At 37.2% G+C, this 20,478-nt stretch carries 16 protein-coding genes; 11 read left to right on the top strand and 5 right to left on the bottom strand.

Going from position 1 to position 20,478, the window contains the following annotated elements; genetic code table 11:
• Positions 1-199: 199 nt before the first annotated feature.
• Positions 200-1,405 (bottom strand): FAD-dependent oxidoreductase, encoded by a 1,206-nt coding sequence (locus CXF79_RS08565; protein ID WP_101154660.1) that lies wholly within the window; start codon positions 1,403-1,405, stop codon positions 200-202.
• An 86-nt stretch (positions 1,406-1,491) separates the two neighbouring features.
• Complete coding sequence (locus tag CXF79_RS08560; protein WP_101154659.1) at positions 1,492-4,707, bottom strand: EAL domain-containing protein; 3,216 nt, start codon at positions 4,705-4,707, stop codon at positions 1,492-1,494.
• Positions 4,708-4,977: 270 nt separating this feature from the next.
• On the opposite strand from CXF79_RS08560, the gene CXF79_RS23610 reads away from it, so the two are divergent.
• The 7 genes from CXF79_RS23610 to lnt all read left to right on the top strand — a co-directional run bounded on the left by CXF79_RS23610 (position 4,978) and on the right by lnt (position 14,007).
• Positions 4,978-5,451 carry a hypothetical protein gene (locus CXF79_RS23610; RefSeq protein ID WP_011044324.1) on the top strand — a complete coding sequence of 158 codons (474 nt, stop codon included), beginning with the start codon at positions 4,978-4,980 and terminating at the stop codon, positions 5,449-5,451.
• 46 nt (positions 5,452-5,497) lie between these two features.
• Positions 5,498-8,215 carry a ligand-binding sensor domain-containing protein gene (locus CXF79_RS08555; protein WP_232769123.1) on the top strand — a complete coding sequence of 906 codons (2,718 nt, stop codon included), beginning with the start codon at positions 5,498-5,500 and terminating at the stop codon, positions 8,213-8,215.
• A gap of 151 nt (positions 8,216-8,366) precedes the next feature.
• Positions 8,367-9,809 carry a tRNA (N6-isopentenyl adenosine(37)-C2)-methylthiotransferase MiaB gene (gene miaB, locus CXF79_RS08550; protein WP_011044326.1) on the top strand — a complete coding sequence of 481 codons (1,443 nt, stop codon included), beginning with the start codon at positions 8,367-8,369 and terminating at the stop codon, positions 9,807-9,809.
• 52 nt (positions 9,810-9,861) lie between these two features.
• Positions 9,862-10,968, top strand: a complete 1,107-nt coding sequence (locus tag CXF79_RS08545; protein ID WP_011044327.1) for a PhoH family protein — start codon at positions 9,862-9,864, stop codon at positions 10,966-10,968.
• Entirely contained in the window at positions 10,968-11,435 is a 468-nt protein-coding gene (ybeY, locus tag CXF79_RS08540) for an rRNA maturation RNase YbeY (RefSeq protein WP_101154657.1), read from the top strand. The genes CXF79_RS08545 and ybeY overlap by 1 nt, the downstream gene beginning before the upstream one ends.
• A 102-nt stretch (positions 11,436-11,537) precedes the next feature.
• Complete coding sequence (locus tag CXF79_RS08535) at positions 11,538-12,416, top strand: HlyC/CorC family transporter (protein ID WP_011044329.1); 879 nt, start codon at positions 11,538-11,540, stop codon at positions 12,414-12,416.
• A complete protein-coding gene (lnt, locus tag CXF79_RS08530; RefSeq protein WP_101154656.1) occupies positions 12,409-14,007 on the top strand; it encodes an apolipoprotein N-acyltransferase in 1,599 nt (532 codons plus the stop codon). Before CXF79_RS08535 ends, lnt begins: the two co-directional genes overlap by 8 nt.
• Before the next feature lie 142 nt (positions 14,008-14,149).
• On the opposite strand, the gene CXF79_RS08525 is transcribed toward lnt, so the two are convergent.
• Complete coding sequence (locus CXF79_RS08525) at positions 14,150-15,118, bottom strand: sensor domain-containing diguanylate cyclase (protein ID WP_011044331.1); 969 nt, start codon at positions 15,116-15,118, stop codon at positions 14,150-14,152.
• A gap of 83 nt (positions 15,119-15,201) precedes the next feature.
• Positions 15,202-16,332: a response regulator gene (locus tag CXF79_RS08520; RefSeq protein ID WP_011044332.1), complete on the bottom strand. Its 1,131-nt coding sequence runs from the start codon at positions 16,330-16,332 to the stop codon at positions 15,202-15,204.
• 172 nt (positions 16,333-16,504) lie between these two features.
• Between CXF79_RS08520 and tpx the strand changes: the two genes are divergently transcribed.
• The 3 genes from tpx to CXF79_RS08505 all read left to right on the top strand — a co-directional run bounded on the left by tpx (position 16,505) and on the right by CXF79_RS08505 (position 19,476).
• The gene (gene tpx / locus CXF79_RS08515; RefSeq protein ID WP_011044333.1) at positions 16,505-17,191 is read left to right on the top strand and encodes a thiol peroxidase; all 687 of its coding nucleotides are present in this window, start codon (positions 16,505-16,507) and stop codon (positions 17,189-17,191) included.
• A gap of 299 nt (positions 17,192-17,490) precedes the next feature.
• Positions 17,491-17,961: an Hsp20 family protein gene (locus CXF79_RS08510; RefSeq protein WP_011044334.1), complete on the top strand. Its 471-nt coding sequence runs from the start codon at positions 17,491-17,493 to the stop codon at positions 17,959-17,961.
• A gap of 123 nt (positions 17,962-18,084) precedes the next feature.
• On the top strand, positions 18,085-19,476 hold the full coding sequence (locus CXF79_RS08505) for an FAD-dependent oxidoreductase (RefSeq protein ID WP_101154655.1): 1,392 nt from the start codon (positions 18,085-18,087) through the stop codon (positions 19,474-19,476).
• 45 nt (positions 19,477-19,521) lie between these two features.
• Here the strand turns inward: CXF79_RS08505 and CXF79_RS08500 are convergent, their stop codons facing one another.
• Positions 19,522-19,875 carry an MGMT family protein gene (locus CXF79_RS08500; RefSeq protein ID WP_041737102.1) on the bottom strand — a complete coding sequence of 118 codons (354 nt, stop codon included), beginning with the start codon at positions 19,873-19,875 and terminating at the stop codon, positions 19,522-19,524.
• Between the two features lie 111 nt (positions 19,876-19,986).
• Between CXF79_RS08500 and CXF79_RS08495 the strand changes: the two genes are divergently transcribed.
• Positions 19,987-20,442 (top strand): YaiI/YqxD family protein, encoded by a 456-nt coding sequence (locus CXF79_RS08495; protein WP_011044338.1) that lies wholly within the window; start codon positions 19,987-19,989, stop codon positions 20,440-20,442.
• Positions 20,443-20,478: the final 36 nt, after the last annotated feature.

Here is a 20,478-nt window from a genome sequence, read left to right as displayed (position 1 = left end):
CTATGCTATATATCTAAGGCTTTATACGTAATCACGGCATGAGCTACAAGTAATCTTACTCATGGATACTATTCCCATAGTGCTTACCGCTGTAAGAGCCATTCCTGCACATCAACTGTTCACTGTATAACTCTTTCATTTAATACTGGGGTTCAACTCCCCCGAACAGTAATTTCCTATTTAACCTGCGGTAACTTATCTATAAACCACACGCATAAGCCAATGCTTTGTTTTTTATAGTCGAGTTTAGAACAGGTACTTTGTTAACCGCTAACAAGGCTAAATTACGGGCGGCTTTGATGAGTGGTGAGGGATGACTAAAGCTGGCATATAAAGCATCCATAGTAGACATCATAAGTAAGTTATCTTTGCGTCTCATTTTTTCATAACGAGCTAACACAGCCTCATCATGCCATGCTTCACCATTGCCAATCGCTTCCGCGATAACATGCTGCAAGGCCAGTACATCTTTAAAGCCTAAATTTACCCCCTGCCCGGCCATTGGATTGATAGTATGAGCTGCATCACCTAATAACAAAACTCGCTTATGCTGATAGGTATTAGCGTGTCTACGTGTTAATGAAAAGTCACCTTTGGCCAGCACCTTGATATCACCCAATTGTGCAGGAAAGCATTTAAGTACTTCTTGTTGCAGTTGGCTATTTGATAACGAAGCTAAGCGGGTTATTTCATCTCGTTGGTGATACCAAACTAAAGAGGCATAACCACCTAATGGACTTTGTCCTGGCAATGGTAAAAAGGCTACTGGCCCTGTAGGTGAAAATTTCTGCCAGGTAATGTCTTGTTGGCACATTGACGTTTCAACATTAATCAACATGGCTGACTGTTGATAGTCCCAGCCTGTCATGCCAATAGCAGACATTTGCCTTACTTTTGATTGAGCGCCATCAGCGCCAATAACTAGCTTTGCCGTTACCACGCTATTAGTTAGTGTTAGTGTTGCTCTGTTATTGCCGGAGTCATCATCTTGGTTTAGGGAGAGTAAGCTTTCTGGGCAGTATGTGTGAATATTACTCATAGCAGTAACTTGTTGCCATAGAGCGAGTTGAATCAAACGGTTTTCTACGATATGTCCTAGATGTGACTGCTCAATGTCGTCAGCGTTAAATTCAGTATAAGCACTTTCATACTCCCAAACACCTAAACGTTTGTAAGGACAACTGCGCCATTGTTTAACTTGTTGCCATGCGCCAACTTGATTGAGTAAGTTTTGTGAGGCTAAAGAAATCGCTGATACACGTAAATCAAGAGGTTGCTCAGCACTGAAAGCTTGGGGCGTGAATTTCTCCACCAAAGCAACCTTTAAACCAAGTTGCGCTAAGGTCAATGCACTTGCTGCACCAACCATACCACCACCAATAACCACACAATCAAAATGTTCCATACTTTAATGTTCACAACAATATCGGAATAGACTGTTATTTTACCCAAGCACGCGAATAATTTCGACCCTTTATCAATTAATTAATATCAATCTAACCATTTAGGCGGATTACCCACTTGTTGGCATAAGGTAATCAGCGCTTTTGAGGCTATCGGTTTAGAGATAAAATAACCTTGGCCGTAATCGCAACCTAATGAGCGTAGGTAGTCGTAGTGCTGCTTAGTTTCTATACCTTCACCAACCAGTTTTAACGATAAGCTATGCCCAATTAAAACGACTGCTTCAACTAAACTTGCATCGGTTTTATCATCAATAGATCCGGCGATAAAAGAACGATCTATCTTCATTACATCGATGGGAAAATGTTTTAGATAACTCAACGATGAATAACCCGTACCAAAATCATCCATATAAATAGCAACGCCTAAACTACGAATATCTTGTAAAGTAGTCATCATTTCTTCTGAATTATCCATCAATGAACTTTCGGTAATTTCAACTTTCAAGCTAGATGGCGAAATATTATTAACTTTCAGGGCTTTTTTTATGATGTCTTTTATCGGCGTTTGACTTGTTTGTTTGCATTGTCGACTAGAGACATTAACGGCCACTTGTATTTTCAGACCAAGATCGTGCCAATACCTTAAATCAGTACATGCCTGTTCAATCACCCATTGTCCAATAAGTTCAATCAAGCCAGCTTCCTCAGCTATTTCTATAAAACTATCGGGGTAAATTAATCCTTTATCTGGGTGTTGCCAGCGAATGAGTGCTTCAGCGCCAATAATTTCTCCCGTATCGAGTGAAACTACCGGTTGATAATGCAAGACAAATTCTTGCCGCTTAATTGCTTGCCTTAAAGCTTGCTCTATATGCATCCGTCTACTGACAGTTTCATTCATACTCTTCGTAAAAAATTGAAAAGTATTGCGGCCCGCAGCTTTTGCTTGATACATAGCAGTATCCGCATTTTTAAGCAGTAATTCAACATTGTCACCATCAACAGGGCCAATCGTAACGCCTATACTCGCAGAAACAACGGCTTCATTATTATTTCGTAAATGAAAAGGCATCGATAAACTAGTCAGGATATTTTTAACGACTCGTTCAATAGCAAAACGATTAGATAGGCCTACTAATAGAACAACAAACTCATCGCCACCAAATCGAGCTACCGTATCCTTTTCACGTATACAGTTTCTTAACCGAATCGCCGCCAACTTTAATAACTCATCTCCACTACTGTGTCCCCAGGTATCATTGACAAATTTAAACCGATCTAAATCAATGAACAATAAAGCTACTTCACTATCTCCAGCTTTATCCCCCTTTAACTTATTATGTAATCTTTCGACACATAAACTACGGTTAGGTAGCCCGGTGAGTGAGTCATAATTAGCTTGTAACCAAATATCTTCCTCATATTTTTTATGCTTAGTGATGTCTGAAAATAAACTAATATATTGGAGTGGCTTTTTATCTTGATCTCTCACCACTGAAATAGCTAAAAATTCAGGGTAAATCTCACCATTTTTTCTTTTATTCCAAATTTCACCTTGCCAGCTATTATCTTGCTCAAGAGATTGCCACATTTTTTGATAAAAATGATTGTCATGCTTACCTGAATTTAGAATATTAGGTGACTTACCTAATACCTCTTCTATGCTAAAACCACTGATATGACAAAATGCAGGGTTAACCGTTTCAATCCTATTCTCTGCATTCGTGATCATGATTGCTTCTGAAGCATACTTAAATACTGCCGCAGAAATCCTTTGCTCGCCTTCTGATTTAATACGTTCGGCTAACATTTGATTAAAAGCTATCACCATATCGGATATTTCATCCTTTCCTTTGACTTTCAATGGCTGATTAAATTTATGCTCAACCTCCATTGTTGTCATTGCGGTGCTGATATATTTAATTTTCGCAACAATGCGCCTAACCGCTAAGAAAGAGAGGTATAAGGTTGTTATAAAGACCAAAATAAATGTTGTTATGTAGAGCACTAAACTATCGATTGCTTGTTGCTCTTCATGACTCGCTAAATTCTGCATTTCAGAAAGGATATGATTGCTTATTGCTCTAAATTCATCAATGCGTAACGAAGACAAATGCCACCACTGCTCAGTATCAATACCGACATCATTTTGTTGTAGCTTCTTAATCGCAGCTACCGCTTGGCTATCATCAATGCGAATTTCGTCATCTATTTGCTCAGCATGTCTGCCTTTGTCTCTTGACATTTTTGCTAATAAGATATGCTGGTGATAACGATTTAAGGTCTGCCCAATAATATCAACCGCTTGTTTTTCATCATTTGTTAAGTTGGCAATATCATTAAATGTTGTCAGATAGCTTTGGCTGGAAGATAGGCGAGTTAGAAAACTGTCAAAGTAATTGGTTTCTCCTCTTAATACATAATTTTTAAAATCATGTATTAAGCCGCCATAGCCTATTTCTCGTTCAAGTTGTGCCAATTGCTCAGCGCGTATTAATCTTTCATTGAGTAGGTCTCTAATGAGCAATACTTGCTGGTTATTTTCTGAATTAAGTTGCCGCTGTAACCACAGTTGATGATGCGATTTTGATACAGAAAATAAATCACTAATGAGCTCTGTTTGTGCATTTCCATAAGAGATAACTTGCTGGAGCTGGCTGGCGTATAGCTGTTTAGTATTCAAAAAAGCGTTTAAAGCACCACGTTCCTGTCCTGATTTTTCTTCTAGTCTGAGTAAGTTAAGAAAGTCGATACTATCTCTATTTTGTTCAGTGCTTTTAAGATGAACTTGTACTTGTGATATTAAACGTAATAGGTCTTCATTAAACTGGGAGTAGTAAGCAAAGTAACCTTGGCTCTCAGAATTATCAATTTTTCTCCGTGCTTTTGATAATCCTTTAATACTTACAAAAATGTCTTTAAGCACGTCATTTATTACCTGCTGACTGGCAATAGTATTAAGCTCTAACTGCGTTAATTCAATACGTTGGATGAACTCAATAGTGTGCTCGATACGCGAGTCTGTTTGCAGTCTTTGTTTTTGTAATTGAACTAACTTTTTCTTACTATTTCGGTCGATAACACCTGCAGATAAACCTCGTTCTTTTTGTAGTTCATGGATTAAGTCGTCAATTTCACTCGAAATTTCTATAGACAAAATAGCTTTACGCGCCAGTTTAATATCCTCTAAATACTCACTGGTATGGTTAAGTCCAAAGCATAAAATGATTAGCCAAGGAAGCAATAAAAACGTTTTTAGTCGTGCTCGAATACTAAAATGACAAGCAAAATTTTGGAACATTACAATAGATCTACTTATTTTAAGCAAAGGGTGAACTGGGCGTATTGCACGGATGCTATCACAAGTATTAAAAAACAAATTTGTTTGATATCAAGATAGTCAGACAATGCTTGTTTACCCTGGAATTTCCGCTATAGTAAAGAGCCAAGGCATTGAAGTTAAATATAAATTTGTACTTTTTTACTTTGGGACAATTATTCAAAACAAGTGATATCATCTAGGTAACTTAGTTGAGAATAAAACGGTTAATCAAATCATTAAGGAAGCACTATGTCTGCATTGTTACAGAAATCCACCACGGACCGAAATACCGAAGAAAAACGATTAAGTAAAGATATCAATTTAATCTATGATTTCACTGAAAAACCTAATCGAACTCATTTAAAAGCACATAGTGATAGAGCTGTGGTTGCTAAGCTTCGCGCTGATTTAGTATTACCTAACAATAAAATTCTAACCGTAGATATAGATTTTGATAGTACAAGCGGCTACCATGACAATACTATGATGGTTATGGATGACTTTGGTGTTGAGATGCTAGTCACTGCCTTCGCAGTAAAATACGGCCAGCAATTTGCTGATAAAATATCTAACGCTTGGGCAGAAAAAAACCATCAAAATGATCCTCGAAAACCCACTTACTTACTGGTACAAAAGCCAACCATTCATGATGGCTTGCCGCAAGTTTTTGTCGCCTGTGGAGAAAAAGAGCACAATAAAACTAAACCACAAAGTATCGTTTAATATCCAGCTAAATAAAATGTTTAAGGCTAAGCTTTCTATACTTCTAGTGTTTAGCCTCTTATGCGTTAGCTTTTTAAGTGAAGCCAACAATGCAACATCGATTAAAACCCTAAGTAACGTTAATAAAATACTCCAAGACAAGGACGGTTTTATCTGGTTAGCCGGTCAACAAGGGTTAACGCGCGTTGATGCCAATAGTAATATTACTTTTTCGCTCAGTAATCAAGAATGGCCACTGCCATATTCTTGGATACATAATATGAGCCTTATTGATGACAACCTTTTACTTGCCACAGAAACTCACGGCTTATGGTTATTTCACACTCAAACCGGTACTGTTACAAAAATTCCTGTTGATATTCCACGGCAGAACCACTTTGATGCAGTAATGTTTAAAGATAAATATTACATCAATGCCCCAAATAAGTTGTATCGATATAACCCAAGTACTAAAGAAACTAATATTATTGAAAATGATATTAGTATTGATCATCTTGTTCATAATCAAAGGCACCTATATATATCGAATGAAAAAGGCTTATTTCAATTACAAGGTGACCGCCTTTCTATTATCATTAATGAGCCGATTACTGCATTAACGGCCATATCTAATGCAGTGATAGCCATAACAGCGAACAAGATTTACCGTTTTTCAGATGACGGAACAATATCAAATATAGGGCATAATGAGACCATCTATGGGCTAACTAAAGCGTTTGATAGTGATGATTTCTTTACAGTAAATAAAAAAAATATTATCACCAAATATAATGGCCTGACACTTTCAACAATTCCTCATCACTATGGACAAAGTAAAACCGTACGTATTAGAGATATATTTCATGATGCATCGGGAGTTTTATGGTTGGTGAGTAATCAAGGTATTGAACAAGTTAATGAGAACTACATTACCAATCATGAAGTTATTTTTGATATTCCAATCAATGCTAATGAAATCAAACTATTTGATAATGAGATCATTATTGGCAGTTATGGCGCTGGTTTACAAAACTTCTTAAAACCTATATTTAAACCAAGCGTAAATACTGCCTTCACTAAAAAAGGCCTAAAAATATTTGATGCCATAGAGGTAAACAAAAACCTATACATCGCAAGTTTTGATGGTTTATGGCGCTATGATAAAAACCAAGAGAAAGTGAGTAAACTGAATATTATTGCCGATCAACTTGTATTAAAACTTAAGCATAAAAACAACTTACTCTACATAGCCACTAATGATGATGGCCTCTATATCTATGACTTAAATAGTAAAAAAATTATAAATCATATCGATGTTAAAAAGGGATTGTTGAGTCCTGAGATTATTGATGTCTTACCATTAGAGGAAGGAAAAATATGGATTGCAAACAGCAGGCACATTAGCATTTACGAACAAGCAACCAACGTGACCACAACACTGAAGTCACCAAATAAAAGTAAAGTAGTTTCATTTGTTTTAGCTGACAACAAAATTTTTGCCTCAACGCTCGGCGATGGTATTTTAGTGTTTAATCAACAAGGTGACTTATTAGCTCAGCTTTCTAAAGATCATAGCTTCACCGAAATGATAAAAATTAATGGTGAAGTATGGGTATCTGGCCAGCCAGGTTTATATCGTATATCGCCAAAAAATTATCAAGTTACTATGATAGAAAATACTCAACAGTATTCTTTTGTCAGCAGTATGTTAGTAAAAGATGACACCCTTTATGCCATTCACTACAGTGGTATTTTGGCACTCGATCTATCTGAACAAAAACAGTTTAATCCGAATGTTATTATCAGCAAAACAACTATTTCAGGTAAAGCTTATTTACTTAATAAAACGATTAAGATTGAAAGTGGTAACGATGTCATCACCTTTGACTTGGCTAGTTTGGACTATCGCCCAGGGTTAGCGAAAAAATATCAGTACCGAATTAATAATAGCCAATGGCAGCAAATTAGTAATAACCAATTAACCTTAACAGGCCTGGCTTCAGGTCATTATAATATTGAGATTATGGCAACTAATAGCTTAGGGCATTGGAGTGATGTAAAAGCTTATACTGAGATAGATGTCGCCTATCCTTGGTACTGGACAGTAGAACTGAAAATTATTTACATCATCTTAGTCTTGTTTATCGTGTTGTTGACCTCTTGGTTACTTTATTTACGGACGAAATCAATTAGAAACATTCACAATTTGCTCAAAGATGACATGAGAAATTGCGGTCGAGTGATGAAAACTATTCAACGTAATTTACAACTCACCTCTACGTCGCTAGCAAGTAATGAAGTAGAACAAAGTAAGCAATTGATTGAAAAAAGTATATTAGTGCTTAAAGAGAACCTTGATTCACAGGAACCCGATAGTCTTGCTGGCAAAGATTTAACTGTAGCGATTCCTTTTTTAGCTAACTATATTCATAGTAAATACGAAGTAAAACTATACTGTACTCTTGATGATAAAATCGATAGCTTAAATTATGAATTAAGATCAGATGTCTACAAAGTCATATTTGAAGCACTGATGTCGGCCATATTTAAGAGTGAAGCACAAAACTTCAATCTTACGTTACAAGAGGTTAAGCAAAAATTATGGCTCACTGTTAATAGCGACAATGATTCTTTTAACCAACTCAACAGTAGAATCGACTTCGATCTCGCTAGTTATACGATTCGTCAAATTACCAGTAAACACCACGCTTCACTCAATACTTTTGATAATGATGACGGTAGCAGCCAACTAGTCATTAGCTTCCCATTGATGACCTTAAATTAGACCCTTCTTTTTTTGATAAAACAAAATAATGAAGACATTTGCCTTATTCATTCGAAATTAGTCACCAATTGGTATAAAATACGCGTCCTTTTATCTGTACGGGGTTTGCTTAGGCATTTCCAGTACGAATTCGTGTGCAAAGAGTGAAGTAATGAGTAAAAAGCTATATATCAAAACTTGGGGCTGTCAGATGAACGAGTATGACTCGCAGAAGATGGCAGAATTGTTGGATTCAACCCATGGTTTCTCGTTGGTTGAAGAAGCGGAACAAGCTGATGTTATTTTGCTTAATACTTGCTCCATTCGTGAGAAAGCTCAAGAAAAAGTATTTCATCAACTAGGTCGTTGGAAAAATCTAAAAGATAAAAAACCAGATTTACTCATTGGTGTTGGTGGTTGTGTTGCCTCACAAGAAGGTGACTCTATACGTAAACGTGCTCCTTTTGTCGATATGATTTTTGGTCCACAAACATTGCACCGTTTACCTGAAATGCTAAATCAATTGCAGCACTCAAAGAGTCCAATTATTGATGTAAGCTTTCCAGAAATTGAAAAATTTGACCGATTGCCTGAACCTAAAGCTGACGGTGCCAGTGCATTTGTCTCTATTATGGAAGGCTGTAGTAAATATTGTACTTTCTGTGTAGTCCCTTACACACGTGGCGAAGAAGTTAGTCGTCCACTTGATGATGTATTATACGAAATAGCGCAACTTGCTGAGCAAGGTGTTCGTGAAGTAAACCTATTAGGCCAAAACGTAAATGCTTATCGTGGTGAAACACATGATGGTTCAATTTGTCGCTTTGCTGATCTAGTACGTTTGGTTGCCACCATAGATGGTATCGATCGTATTCGTTATACCACTTCTCACCCGGTTGAGTTTACTGACGATATTATTGAAGCCTACACCGATGTTCCTGAACTAGTAAATCACTTGCATCTTCCGGTTCAAAGTGGCTGTGATCGCATTCTAACGCAAATGAAACGTGGCCATACCGCGCTTGAGTATAAATCTCAAATTCGAAAATTGAAAAAAGTACGCCCTGAATTATCTATGTCTTCTGATTTCATTATCGGCTTCCCAGGGGAAACCGATGAAGACTTCACGGCAACGATGGATTTAATTAAAGCGGTTGATTTTGATTTAAGTTTTAGCTTTATCTATAGCGCTCGTCCTGGTACTCCAGCAGCCGATTTACCTGATGATATTAGTGATCAAACTAAGAAAGATCGTTTAAAGCTACTACAAGAGCAAATAACACATCAAGCATTACGCATTGCCAGACAAATGCTTAATACAGAGCAACGTGTTCTTGTTGAAGGTCCTTCAAGAAAAAATCCTATGGAATTACGTGGTAAAACAGAAAATAACCGTACGGTTAACTTTGTTGCCCCACATAGCGTTATTGGACAATTTGTCGATATCAAAATTACTGATGTAGTTGCCAACTCTTTACGTGGTGAATTAGTAAGAGAAGAAAAAGAAATGGGTCTACGTATAGCTCATTCTCCTGCTGATATTTTGGCAAATAACCATCACATGGCAACGCCAAGTAATCTTGACGAGTTAGGTGTGGGTACTTTTACACCATAAACACCCTTTGGGGTTTATATAGCCTTTTAACTTTTACAAAACGGAAATGAATTTGACGACATCAGCGACTAAACTAACCCGAGCCGTTTTCAGTTTGACGCCTGTAGACAACCATAGACAAGCAAATTTATGTGGCCCTATGGACGATAACCTGAAAACCATTGAACGCCGCTTAGGTGTAGAAATAAGCTATCGTGGCCATGAGTTTACTGTCGTTGGTCAGCCGTCAAATTCTCAGGCCGTTGTTCAAGTATTGAAAGACTTGTATATTGAAAGCCAAGAAGTTAAAGGTGAAGGCAAAATAATCACTCCTGAGATGGTTCATTTAGCCATTCTAGAAGCTGATTGTCTCGAACAAGAGCAACCGAGCGATAAAGTATCATCAGAATTAGGCAAACAAATAAATAGTCAATTAGATAATAAATTTGATGATATGCTAACCATTAAAACAAAGCGTGGTGTCGTTAAACCCCGCAATGGTAATCAACAAGCTTATGTACAAAGCATAATAACGAGTGATATTAGTTTTGGTGTTGGTGTTGCAGGCACAGGTAAAACCTATTTAGCTGTTGCTTGTGCTGTCGATGCGCTAGAACGTCAAGAAGTGCGTCGTATTTTACTCACAAGACCAGCTGTAGAGGCGGGTGAAAAATTAGGTTTCTTACCTGGTGATTTATCACAAAAGATAGATCCTTATTTAAGGCCGCTTTATGATGCTCTTTTTGAAATGCTTGGCTTTGAAAAAGTCGAAAAACTCATAGAGCGTAATGTTATAGAAATTGCTCCACTGGCTTATATGCGTGGCCGAACACTTAATGATGCCTTTATTATTTTAGATGAAAGTCAAAACACTACCGTTGAACAAATGAAAATGTTCTTAACGCGTATTGGTTTTAACTCTCGTGCTGTTATTACCGGTGATATTACGCAAGTCGATTTACCTCGTCATCAGATGTCAGGGCTTCGTCATGCCATTGAAGTTTTACAAGACATCAATGGTATTAGTTTTAACTTCTTCCAATCAAAAGACGTCGTTCGTCATCCTGTGGTTGCCCGAGTAGTTGATGCCTATGATAGTTATGAGCAAAAAATAAATAGACAAAAACAAGAAAAAAAACAGGCTCAACAAACAAGTAATGATAAGAGCGATGTAAGCTAATGGCTCATGTGATTGATCTTCAAGTTGCCTGTACTCCCACCAAATTACCCACTAAAGAGCAATTTCAGTTATGGGTTGATACTGCCCTAGCCGAAGTTAGCAGTAACCCAAATCAAGATTTTGAACTTACCATTCGCTTGGTAAATAATGAAGAAAGCCAACAGCTGAATAAACAATATCGAGACAAAGATAAACCAACCAATGTTTTATCTTTTCCTTTTGAAGTACCTGATGGCATTGAACTTAACCTATTAGGCGACTTGATTATTTGCATTGAAGTAATGAAGCAAGAAGCGCAAGAGCAAAATAAAGCCTTGTTTGAACATTGGGCTCATCTTGTTATTCATGGCTGCTTGCATTTAGTTGGCTTTGATCATATAAGTGACACTGAAGCACTTGAAATGGAGTCTATTGAGATTACCATTTTAGAAAAACTAGGGATTAGTAATCCTTATTTAGAACAGTAAATCATTAGTTTATAACGATAGAAATAGAATTAACTCATAATTTGATGAGTAACATGTTCGATTACATGCCCAATACCATAATACAGGAATACAAATAGCTCTATGAGCGATGACACCCCCCACTCTAGTAACGGTTCAGCCAGTAAGTCCTTTTTAGATAAAGTTATGCAAGTATTAACGCCTGAACCGAAAAATAAAGATCAATTGATTGATATATTAAATGATGCTCAAGACAGAGAATTAATCAATCCTGAAACCAAGCAAATGATTAAAGGTGTCTTAGACGTATCTGAAATGCGCGTACGAGAGATTATGATCCCACGTTCTCAAATGGTTACGATTGATATAAACCATAGCCTTGATGAGTTCTTACCTATTATTCTAGAGTCTGGTCATTCACGTTTTCCCGTTGTTAATGAGGATATCGATCACGTTGATGGTATTTTATTAGCGAAAGATCTACTTGCTTTTGGCTTTAACTCTCAAAGTGATAATTTTAGCTTAAGTGACGTTATTCGACCTGCTATTATTGTTCCTGAAAGTAAAAAGGTCGAACCTTTATTAAAAGAGTTTCGTTCAAATCGCTACCATATGGCCATTGTTGTTGATGAATACGGTGGTGTTTCCGGTGTTATCACCATCGAAGATATTTTAGAACAAATTGTTGGTGAAATTGAAGATGAAACCGATGATGAAATTGAAGAAGAAATTAAGCACTTAGCAGGAAATGTTTATCTAGTAAAAGCGCTGACCGAGCTTGGCGACTTCAATGATTACTTTAACTGTAATTTTAATGACACCAATGCCGATACCATTGGTGGTATTGTTTTGCGTCAGTTTAATCATATGCCACAAAAAGGTGAACTATTTCGCTTAGGCAACTTTGAATTTAAAGTGCTAGTAGCCGATAGTAGACGTATGCAAATGCTACAAGTAAGTGTTGATAAAGGTCACGAAATTAACGGTAAAGTGAGTGACTAACATCATTAAGGCTTCTGTTTTTCAATCAATAAAAAGCAAACTAACAAACCCAAGTAATTGGCTGTGTTTTCTTAGTGGCTTTTTCTTGGTTTTTGCTTACGCCCCCTTTTCTTATTGGTGGTTGGCATTAACGTTACCTAGCATCATGTTATATCAAGTCAAAAATTCCTCCCCAAGAGTAGCCGCTAAAAAAACAGCCCTTTTTGCCTTTGGCTGGTTTAGCAGTGGTATTAGCTGGGTTCATGTCAGTATCGACCAATTTGGTGGCCTGCCACTAATAGTTTCTTTGCTATTAATGTTAGCGTTATGTGCTTACTTGGCAATATTCCCAGCACTTGCAGGTTACTTAACGGCGAGAATAGCCAAGAATAAACACGTTAATTTATGGTTATTCCCTTCTATTTGGTTACTGTGCGAATACTTGCGCGCGGTGGTGTTAACAGGCTTTCCTTGGCTATCGCTTGGTTATAGTCAAATAGATAGTCCGTTGGCCAGCTTTGCACCTGTTATCGGTGAAGTAGGTCTTACAGGCATTATCTTAGTATTAAATATTTGCTGGGTAAAAATTTACTGTTTTTGTTTAGATTATATCAATAACAAAAATCAAAAATCCTCAATCACGCTATCACACAAAAATTTACTTTTACCACTCAGCTTAATGGTAAGCATTATGCTTACCAGCTTTAGTTTCGCCCATGTAAGCTGGACCGAGTTAACCGGTAAATCGACTAAAGTGGCGCTAATTCAAGGTAATGTAGCCCAATCAATAAAATGGCAGCCAGAGCAAGAGTGGCCAACCATGTTGAAATACCTAGATTTAACGCGTGTAAACTATGATGCCGATCTTATTGTTTGGCCTGAGTCGGCTATTCCAGCGCTAGAGCCTGCAGTACAAGACTATTTAGGTACAGTGAATAGCTCAGCGATTTTGAACAACAGCACAATAATTACGGGTTTAATTAACTACAATTTTGAAAGCAAAGAGTACTTTAATGCTTTGGTGGTTCTAGGTAAGAAAAATACTGAAGATGAACAAGGTTATTATTATAACCACAGCAATAGATACTATAAAAGTCACTTATTACCTATCGGTGAATTTGTCCCGTTCCAAGAACTGCTTCGCCCAATAGCACCCTTTTTCAACCTACCGATGTCCTCTTTTACTGCCGGTAACTACATTCAACCAAATTTAATCGCTAATAACTTACATATATTACCGTTAAACTGTTTTGAAATAGCTTTTCCAATGCAATTAGCAGCCAATTTCACTGATGATACCGATATGATTTTAACAGTCAGTAATGATGCATGGTTTGGTGATTCTCATGGTCCTCACCAGCACTTTGAAATTGCTCGAATGCGGGCGTTAGAGTTTGGTCGCCCATTAGTAAGGGCAACAAATAACGGTGTGACAGGCATGATAAATCATTTGGGAGAAGTTACTGCGATTGCACCACAATTTGAAGAGGTAGTACTTAAAGGAACGGTTGAGTTTGTTAAGGGTGATACTCCCTATAGCCAATGGCCAAATCTAATATTATGGTTGATGATACTGTTACCATTGACCTTGATGAAAATTTTTAAACTTTAGCAACGTAAACTGTAGTCACGTAAATTTAGTCATTTGCATAGTAATCGCTTTACTATTAACGATGCTTTCACGGTAAGCCTTGAATCATCAGTAGAATAAATAAAATGAAGAGAGTGGCACTTTATTTATTCTACTAGCTTATCTATCTGTTTTGTTTCGGATGCAATGACGTTTTGTTACGACCTGTTTCTTTTGATTGATATAAAGCGGCATCAGCACATTCAACCCAAGCTTCATGGCTTGTAATACTCTCATCAACTTCAGCTACACCAACACTTATAGTGTAATTAATATCAATATCATTGTAAGTCACAGTGGCCTTAGCCACTTCTTTTCGAAGACGTTCAGCAAATACGTAGGCATTTTTAAGGGAGGTATCTGCCAATAAAATGGCAAACTCTTCACCGCCATAACGACCACAAATATCGGTTTCCCTAACATGGTGGCGAATCAAGCTAGAAAGGTGGCGAATAACGACATCACCAACCACGTGACCATAAGTATCATTTACATTTTTAAAGTGATCAATATCTAACATCACTAATGAGCTAGCATGTTGACTTCGGCCCCAACGCTTATGTTCAGCTAATAAACACGTCTCCCAGTGCGCACGATTGAACAATTGAGTTAAGCCATCTGTTTGACTTAATATTGCCAATTCTTCATTCGCTTTTTTCAAGCCTTGCTTATGCACAGCATTGTCTGTGACATCATAAACCAATAAACACAAGTGGCTAACGTCACCCGTAGAAGATAAAAGCGGAATGAACGTGGTGTTTTGATACATGAAATCAGCGCTGCCAGTAACAGGGCGATAACTATCAAACTTAAACAAGTAGGGTCTTTGTTCCCATATGGTAAAGGCTTTATTTTTCAGTAAAAAAACTGATTCTGCCTTGCGAGTAAACCAATCTTTAGGGATTTCTTCAAAGAGATCAAATATCAACTTTCCCTTTACTTGACGAGGTAATAAACCACTATGGTTTTCCATAAAACCATTAAATATTTGAATGGTGAACTCTTTATCAAGCACAACTAGACCAACATCAATGTTATGCAACATTTCCATTAGCCAATGTAATTCATTTAATTGTGATTTTTCTAACGTCATAACCAATTCCTGTCGTCGCTTAATCGCGCTAACTTATACTTATGTCATTTGCCATAAGTGATTTGTACCTGTTAACTCATGAGTTAATCAATCAAATAGGCCAATTTATTATTAAGTGTTTGCATAGACTTTTCCGTAAAGAGTAATAACAAATCACACTTGATTGGATAGTCCTCTATGCTATAACTAATTTCTATTGCGAGTGTTTTTTTCCATTTATTGGCATTATTTGCAATTAAATCAGAAATTTTTCTATGTTGCCCTAATACCTCAGGATGTCCCTGACTAAACTGAATATCGAGCTGCTCTGATATTCCTTTTAAGCAGGCACCAATAAGTACATTTGCTAAGTCCATTAATAGTTCTAACTCAGTCCCCATATCTGCATCGTATTGATAATTCATCAGTGATGCGACATCTTTAAAGCTAGAGTCGTTAAGGATCAACAAGGCTTCTCCTGAAATGCCTGCACTAATAAAGCCTTGGCAAATACCCGATGTACTTTCATGATTTTCAATATCTTTCAACGCCATTCGAAGCTCACTCACTTCGATGAAATTAACATTAGGAATAGGTAATTCAACAAAAACGTTGAGTAAACGAGCAAGTAAATCACCCGCTCGACCCATAGCAACATTGGCTATTTCTTGATAACAATCGCGAACATCCGTTGATAAGGTAAGATTTGTCTCTGCAACTTGTGGTTCACTCTCAACCGTAGAGACATTAATTTGAGTAACCTTGGGTTTCTCAGGAGTATTTATAACAGCAGATGGTGTAGTTGCAGGAATATTAATTGACGTATTATGCGATGTGTCTAATTCATGATTCGTCGCTGGAATTTCATGAGAGAAAAGTCCATACGATGATAGTACTTCAGTGAGAATATCTTTATTGACCGGTTTTTGAATAAAACCTAGTGCGCCTAAACTCGTCACACGTTGATGAGCCTCAGGTTGAATATCACCTGATATTACAATGGTAAGTGTTGGTAAATCTTGCGCCATAATGGCTTCAAGCACTTGATAGCCATCCATCTTTGGCATGTTAAGATCAAGTAATAGTACGTCGCCCTTCCCTGCCTTTATCGCTTCAATTCCCTCAACACCATCAGCGGCAAAACTTATTTCAACATCCCAACCATCAGGTAATGATCGCGCTACTTGCTTGCGCGCCATATTAGAATCATCACAAATTAATAATTTAGTGGTCATATTAATCTTAGGCCTTACATAAACGATAACAATGGCCGAGTATTAAATATCTAGCCTCTATTGATAACCTTAAAGTATCCAACATAAAACACAATGATTAAGTTCTATTTATAGAATTTTTATCGCTAAACGGCTAATATAATTTCACCTTAACCATTAATTTCAATAAACCATGAATTTTCCTACTTCAAACATTGCCTTATGTGCATTTTTTATCGCCAGTTTTACGATTGCTTTCACTAGCCATAGTGATAATTTTGACTCAAAAAAACTTAAATCAACACAAAACCTAGTCAAAGCAGGAGATAAGTATGTCACCCTGTTAGGCGAACAGGTAAATGTTGGCGAGCAAGCTCCGCAGTTTAAAGTTGTAGATAAAAACTTTGCACCGGTGACATTGGCAGACTTTCAAGGACAAACGGTACTTATTTCAGTAGTGCCAAGCTTAGATACCGGTGTTTGTTCTATCCAAACAAAACGATTTAATGAAGAAGCAGCAAAGCTCCCTGAGAATATTACCATTTTAACCATCAGTAATGATTTGCCTTTTGCTCAAAAACGTTTTTGTGATGCTGAAAAAGTCGACAATATTAAAGTACTATCCGATTCAGTTTGGCGTGATTTTGGCACGAGTTATGGTTTATTAATTAAGGATATGGGACTACTTACCCGTGCCATATTTGTTATAAATAACCAAGGAAAGATTGTTTACAAAGAGCTAGTTGCTAACATATCACAACATCCTAATTATGATAAAGCGCTAGCTAAAGTTAGATATACGGCGCCTGTTATCGTTATCGATCCTGAAGCCGAAGTTGATGCGACTAAAGAACTTCCCGTAAAAGAAACTGAAAAATAATGCTTTAAGCACAAACTTAAAATAGCATTTAAAAACAAAAACTTGAAAAATAAAACACAAATCAATTCAACTTTATTCTTGAAAAATCAATAAACAATCCCATCTTTAATTGTGTAGTCGCCGTAAGGGGCTACACAACAAAAATTGCCTGTTCATTGTGAAAGGCAGCATTATTTTAAATGACATATGATTTTGTGATTAAACGCTAGGCAATATTTTTGCTAGAAAATCACTAATAACATCAACATCGCTATTTAAAATAATAATCACTTTATTGCTATATTATAGGATAACTTATTATGCGTAACTCTACAGACTACAGCCCTCTTTATCGTTCATTTATTGGCTTTGACCATTTAGCTAGTTTAATTGATAAAGCTTCCCAGCCGGGCAAACAATCATCATACCCGCCATATAACATTGAGTTATTGGCCGAAAATCAATACCGGATTACTATGGCTGTCGCAGGCTTTCGTGAAGAAGATATTGATATTGAATCTAAAGACAATGGCTTAATCATTGTTGGTACCAAGCAACCCCCAGCTAATTCAACACAGGAAAGCGAAGCAACCACTCGTCATTTTTTACATCAAGGTATTGCAGAGCGAAATTTTGAGCGTAAATTCCAACTAGGAGAACACGTCAAAGTCATTGGCGCCTTTATGGAAAACGGTTTACTACACGTTGATTTAGAACGAGAAATCCCAGAAGCATTAAAGTCTCGAAAGATAGCTATAAATGGTAAAAGCTTATTGAATGGAAATTCATAACTCCTAATTTATTTCATGTTTCTCCTTTTGTTTTATCTGTTGTTTTTGCCCAGTCTTTGACTGGGCTTTTTTGTTTTACTATGCTATTTAAATAGTGATAAAAATTATTTAAGTAGTTAGCCATTGACTGAACTTCCACAGTTAAAAAATAAAATCACCATCGCAGGATCTGGCCCTGTAGGCGCCATGCTAGCCATTATTTTATCACGTGCCAATTATCAGGTAGATGTCTTTGAATCACGCCCAGACCCCAGAACGCACATTGCTCAGCAAGGTAGATCTATTAATATTACTTTATCAGAGAGAGCATGGGCGGCACTGGCTATTATTGGCATTGATAAGAAAGTTCGTCAATATGCTACGCCACTTTATAAGCGTGTATTCCATGGGCAAGATGGGATTATATCAGAACAAAACTATGGTAAAAAAAATCAAGCTATCTGGTCTATATCACGAGAAAAATTGACTGATATTCTGATCAGTCAAGCTGAGCAAGAAGCACAAGTTAACTTACACTTTGAGCAACGATTAACATACGTAGATTTTAGCACTGCTTGCTCCTCTTTCAGCTACTTGAAAGCAGGTAGAAAAGGCCATAAAGAGATAGATGCAGATTACGTCTTTGCTGCCGATGGTGCTTTTTCTAAAGTACGTCGTCTTGCGCAGGAAACACCACGTTTTAGCTATTCTCAACGTTATATGAAGCAATCATACATAGAATTAACCATTTCCCCGAACAAAGATGGTAGTTCTAAATTATCGCCACATGCTAGTCATTTATGGCCTCGCAAGGGATTTTTATTGATTGCACTGCCAAATAATGATGGTAGTTTTACCTGTACCTTATACTTAAACTACCAAGGACCTATTTCATTTTCGTCACTGACAAGTGCAAAGGCTGTAGAGGAGTTTTTTCTCCATCATTTTACTGATGTTATGCCACTATTAGAAAATCCTGTCACTGAATTCCTAAATAAAACACCTAGTCCACTATTTTTAGTGAGTGTCGATCCTTGGGTGATAAATAACAAAGTGGCTTTGATAGGCGATGCTGCGCATGCCATGCTGCCTTTCTATGGCCAAGGTTTAAATAGTAGTTTTGAAGATTGTCACGTACTCGCAAAGCTTATCAAGTTATACCGTGATGACTGGCTAAAAATATTACCCGCTTATTACTTACAACGTAAAAAAAATAACGATGCTATTAGTAAATTATCTAATGACTATTTTACTGAGATAAGCAGTCTTGATGATAATATTGATGAGCAATTGAATCAAAAGATAGCTCATCAATTCGCATTAAAGTACCCCGAACTTTGGCCTTCATTAGATCAAATGGTCAGTTTTTCTCCTGATATTTCATACGTAAAAGCCAGAGAGATATCAGTAGCACAAAAGAGCATTATGGCTGAAATAATGCAAATTAAGAATATTCACCAGTGTTGGCAGGAGGATCACATATACCAGGAGTTAGAAAAAATGGCCTTAACAAGACTTGCCCCTTTACTCAAATAGCCCGGTTTGCATAAGTTAAGAATAAAACCTTAGAGTAGCGATTAGTTAAAATTCTAGTGAAAACAATAATTCTGATAAATCGGGCTTCCATTGGAATTCTTTTAGTTTGATCCTGCTACCAATCACAACGACCTGCTCATCTTGCAAATGATGCTTTTGCTTATCAAAATTTTCACTGCCTGGAGGGAAAGAAATCTTACCCTGTGAGTTAATAACTCTAAACCAAGGTACCCTTTGCCCTCGCCAGCCATCTTTTGGTACTTTACCAAGCGATTTACCGACCAGACGCGCTCTACCGGGCAAACCGGCTAAATCCGCAATTTGCCCATAACAAGCCACCTTACCTTGCGGAATTAACTGTACCGTTTGCCATATTTGTTGGTAATGAGGATTTAGCATTGTGTTATTAGTCCTGTTTTTCATCCGAATTGTTAATTACCGAATAAATTACGGTATCATAGCAGCATAAGTAAAAATAACGCGAGCGGTCAATAGACCCTGAGGAAAAACATGAAAATTTGGGTTGATGCTGATGCATGTCCAGTGGTGATCAAAGAAATATTATTCAAAGCAGCTGACAGAACGAAAATAGCCATCACCTTGGTGGCTAATCATCATGTCCGCATACCACCTTCGCCTTTTATAAGTTTCATGCAGGTAAGTAGCGGCTTTGATGTTGCCGACGATGAAATAGTTAAGCGTATTGAAGCTAATGATTTAGTTATCACCAGTGATATTCCACTAGCAGATGAAGTGATAGATAAGTCGGGTATTGCCCTTAGTCCACGTGGCGAGCTTTATACTAAGGAAAATATAAAATCGCGTCTCAATATTCGTGACTTTATGGACACCATGCGTGCTAGCGGCGTGCATACAGGTGGGCCACCTGCTTTAAATCAAACAGATAGACAAAATTTTGCTAACCACCTTGACCGTATTATTACCCAATTTAAGAAAACTCAATAGGTATAAAAGTACGTATTTTAGCTGGAACCTGCATAC

Source organism: Colwellia sp. Bg11-28 (assembly GCF_002836245.1).
Classification (GTDB): domain Bacteria; phylum Pseudomonadota; class Gammaproteobacteria; order Enterobacterales; family Alteromonadaceae; genus Colwellia; species Colwellia psychrerythraea_A.
Note: the sequence above shows the minus strand (reverse complement) of the source record. Positions and strands in the feature narration are given on the sequence as shown.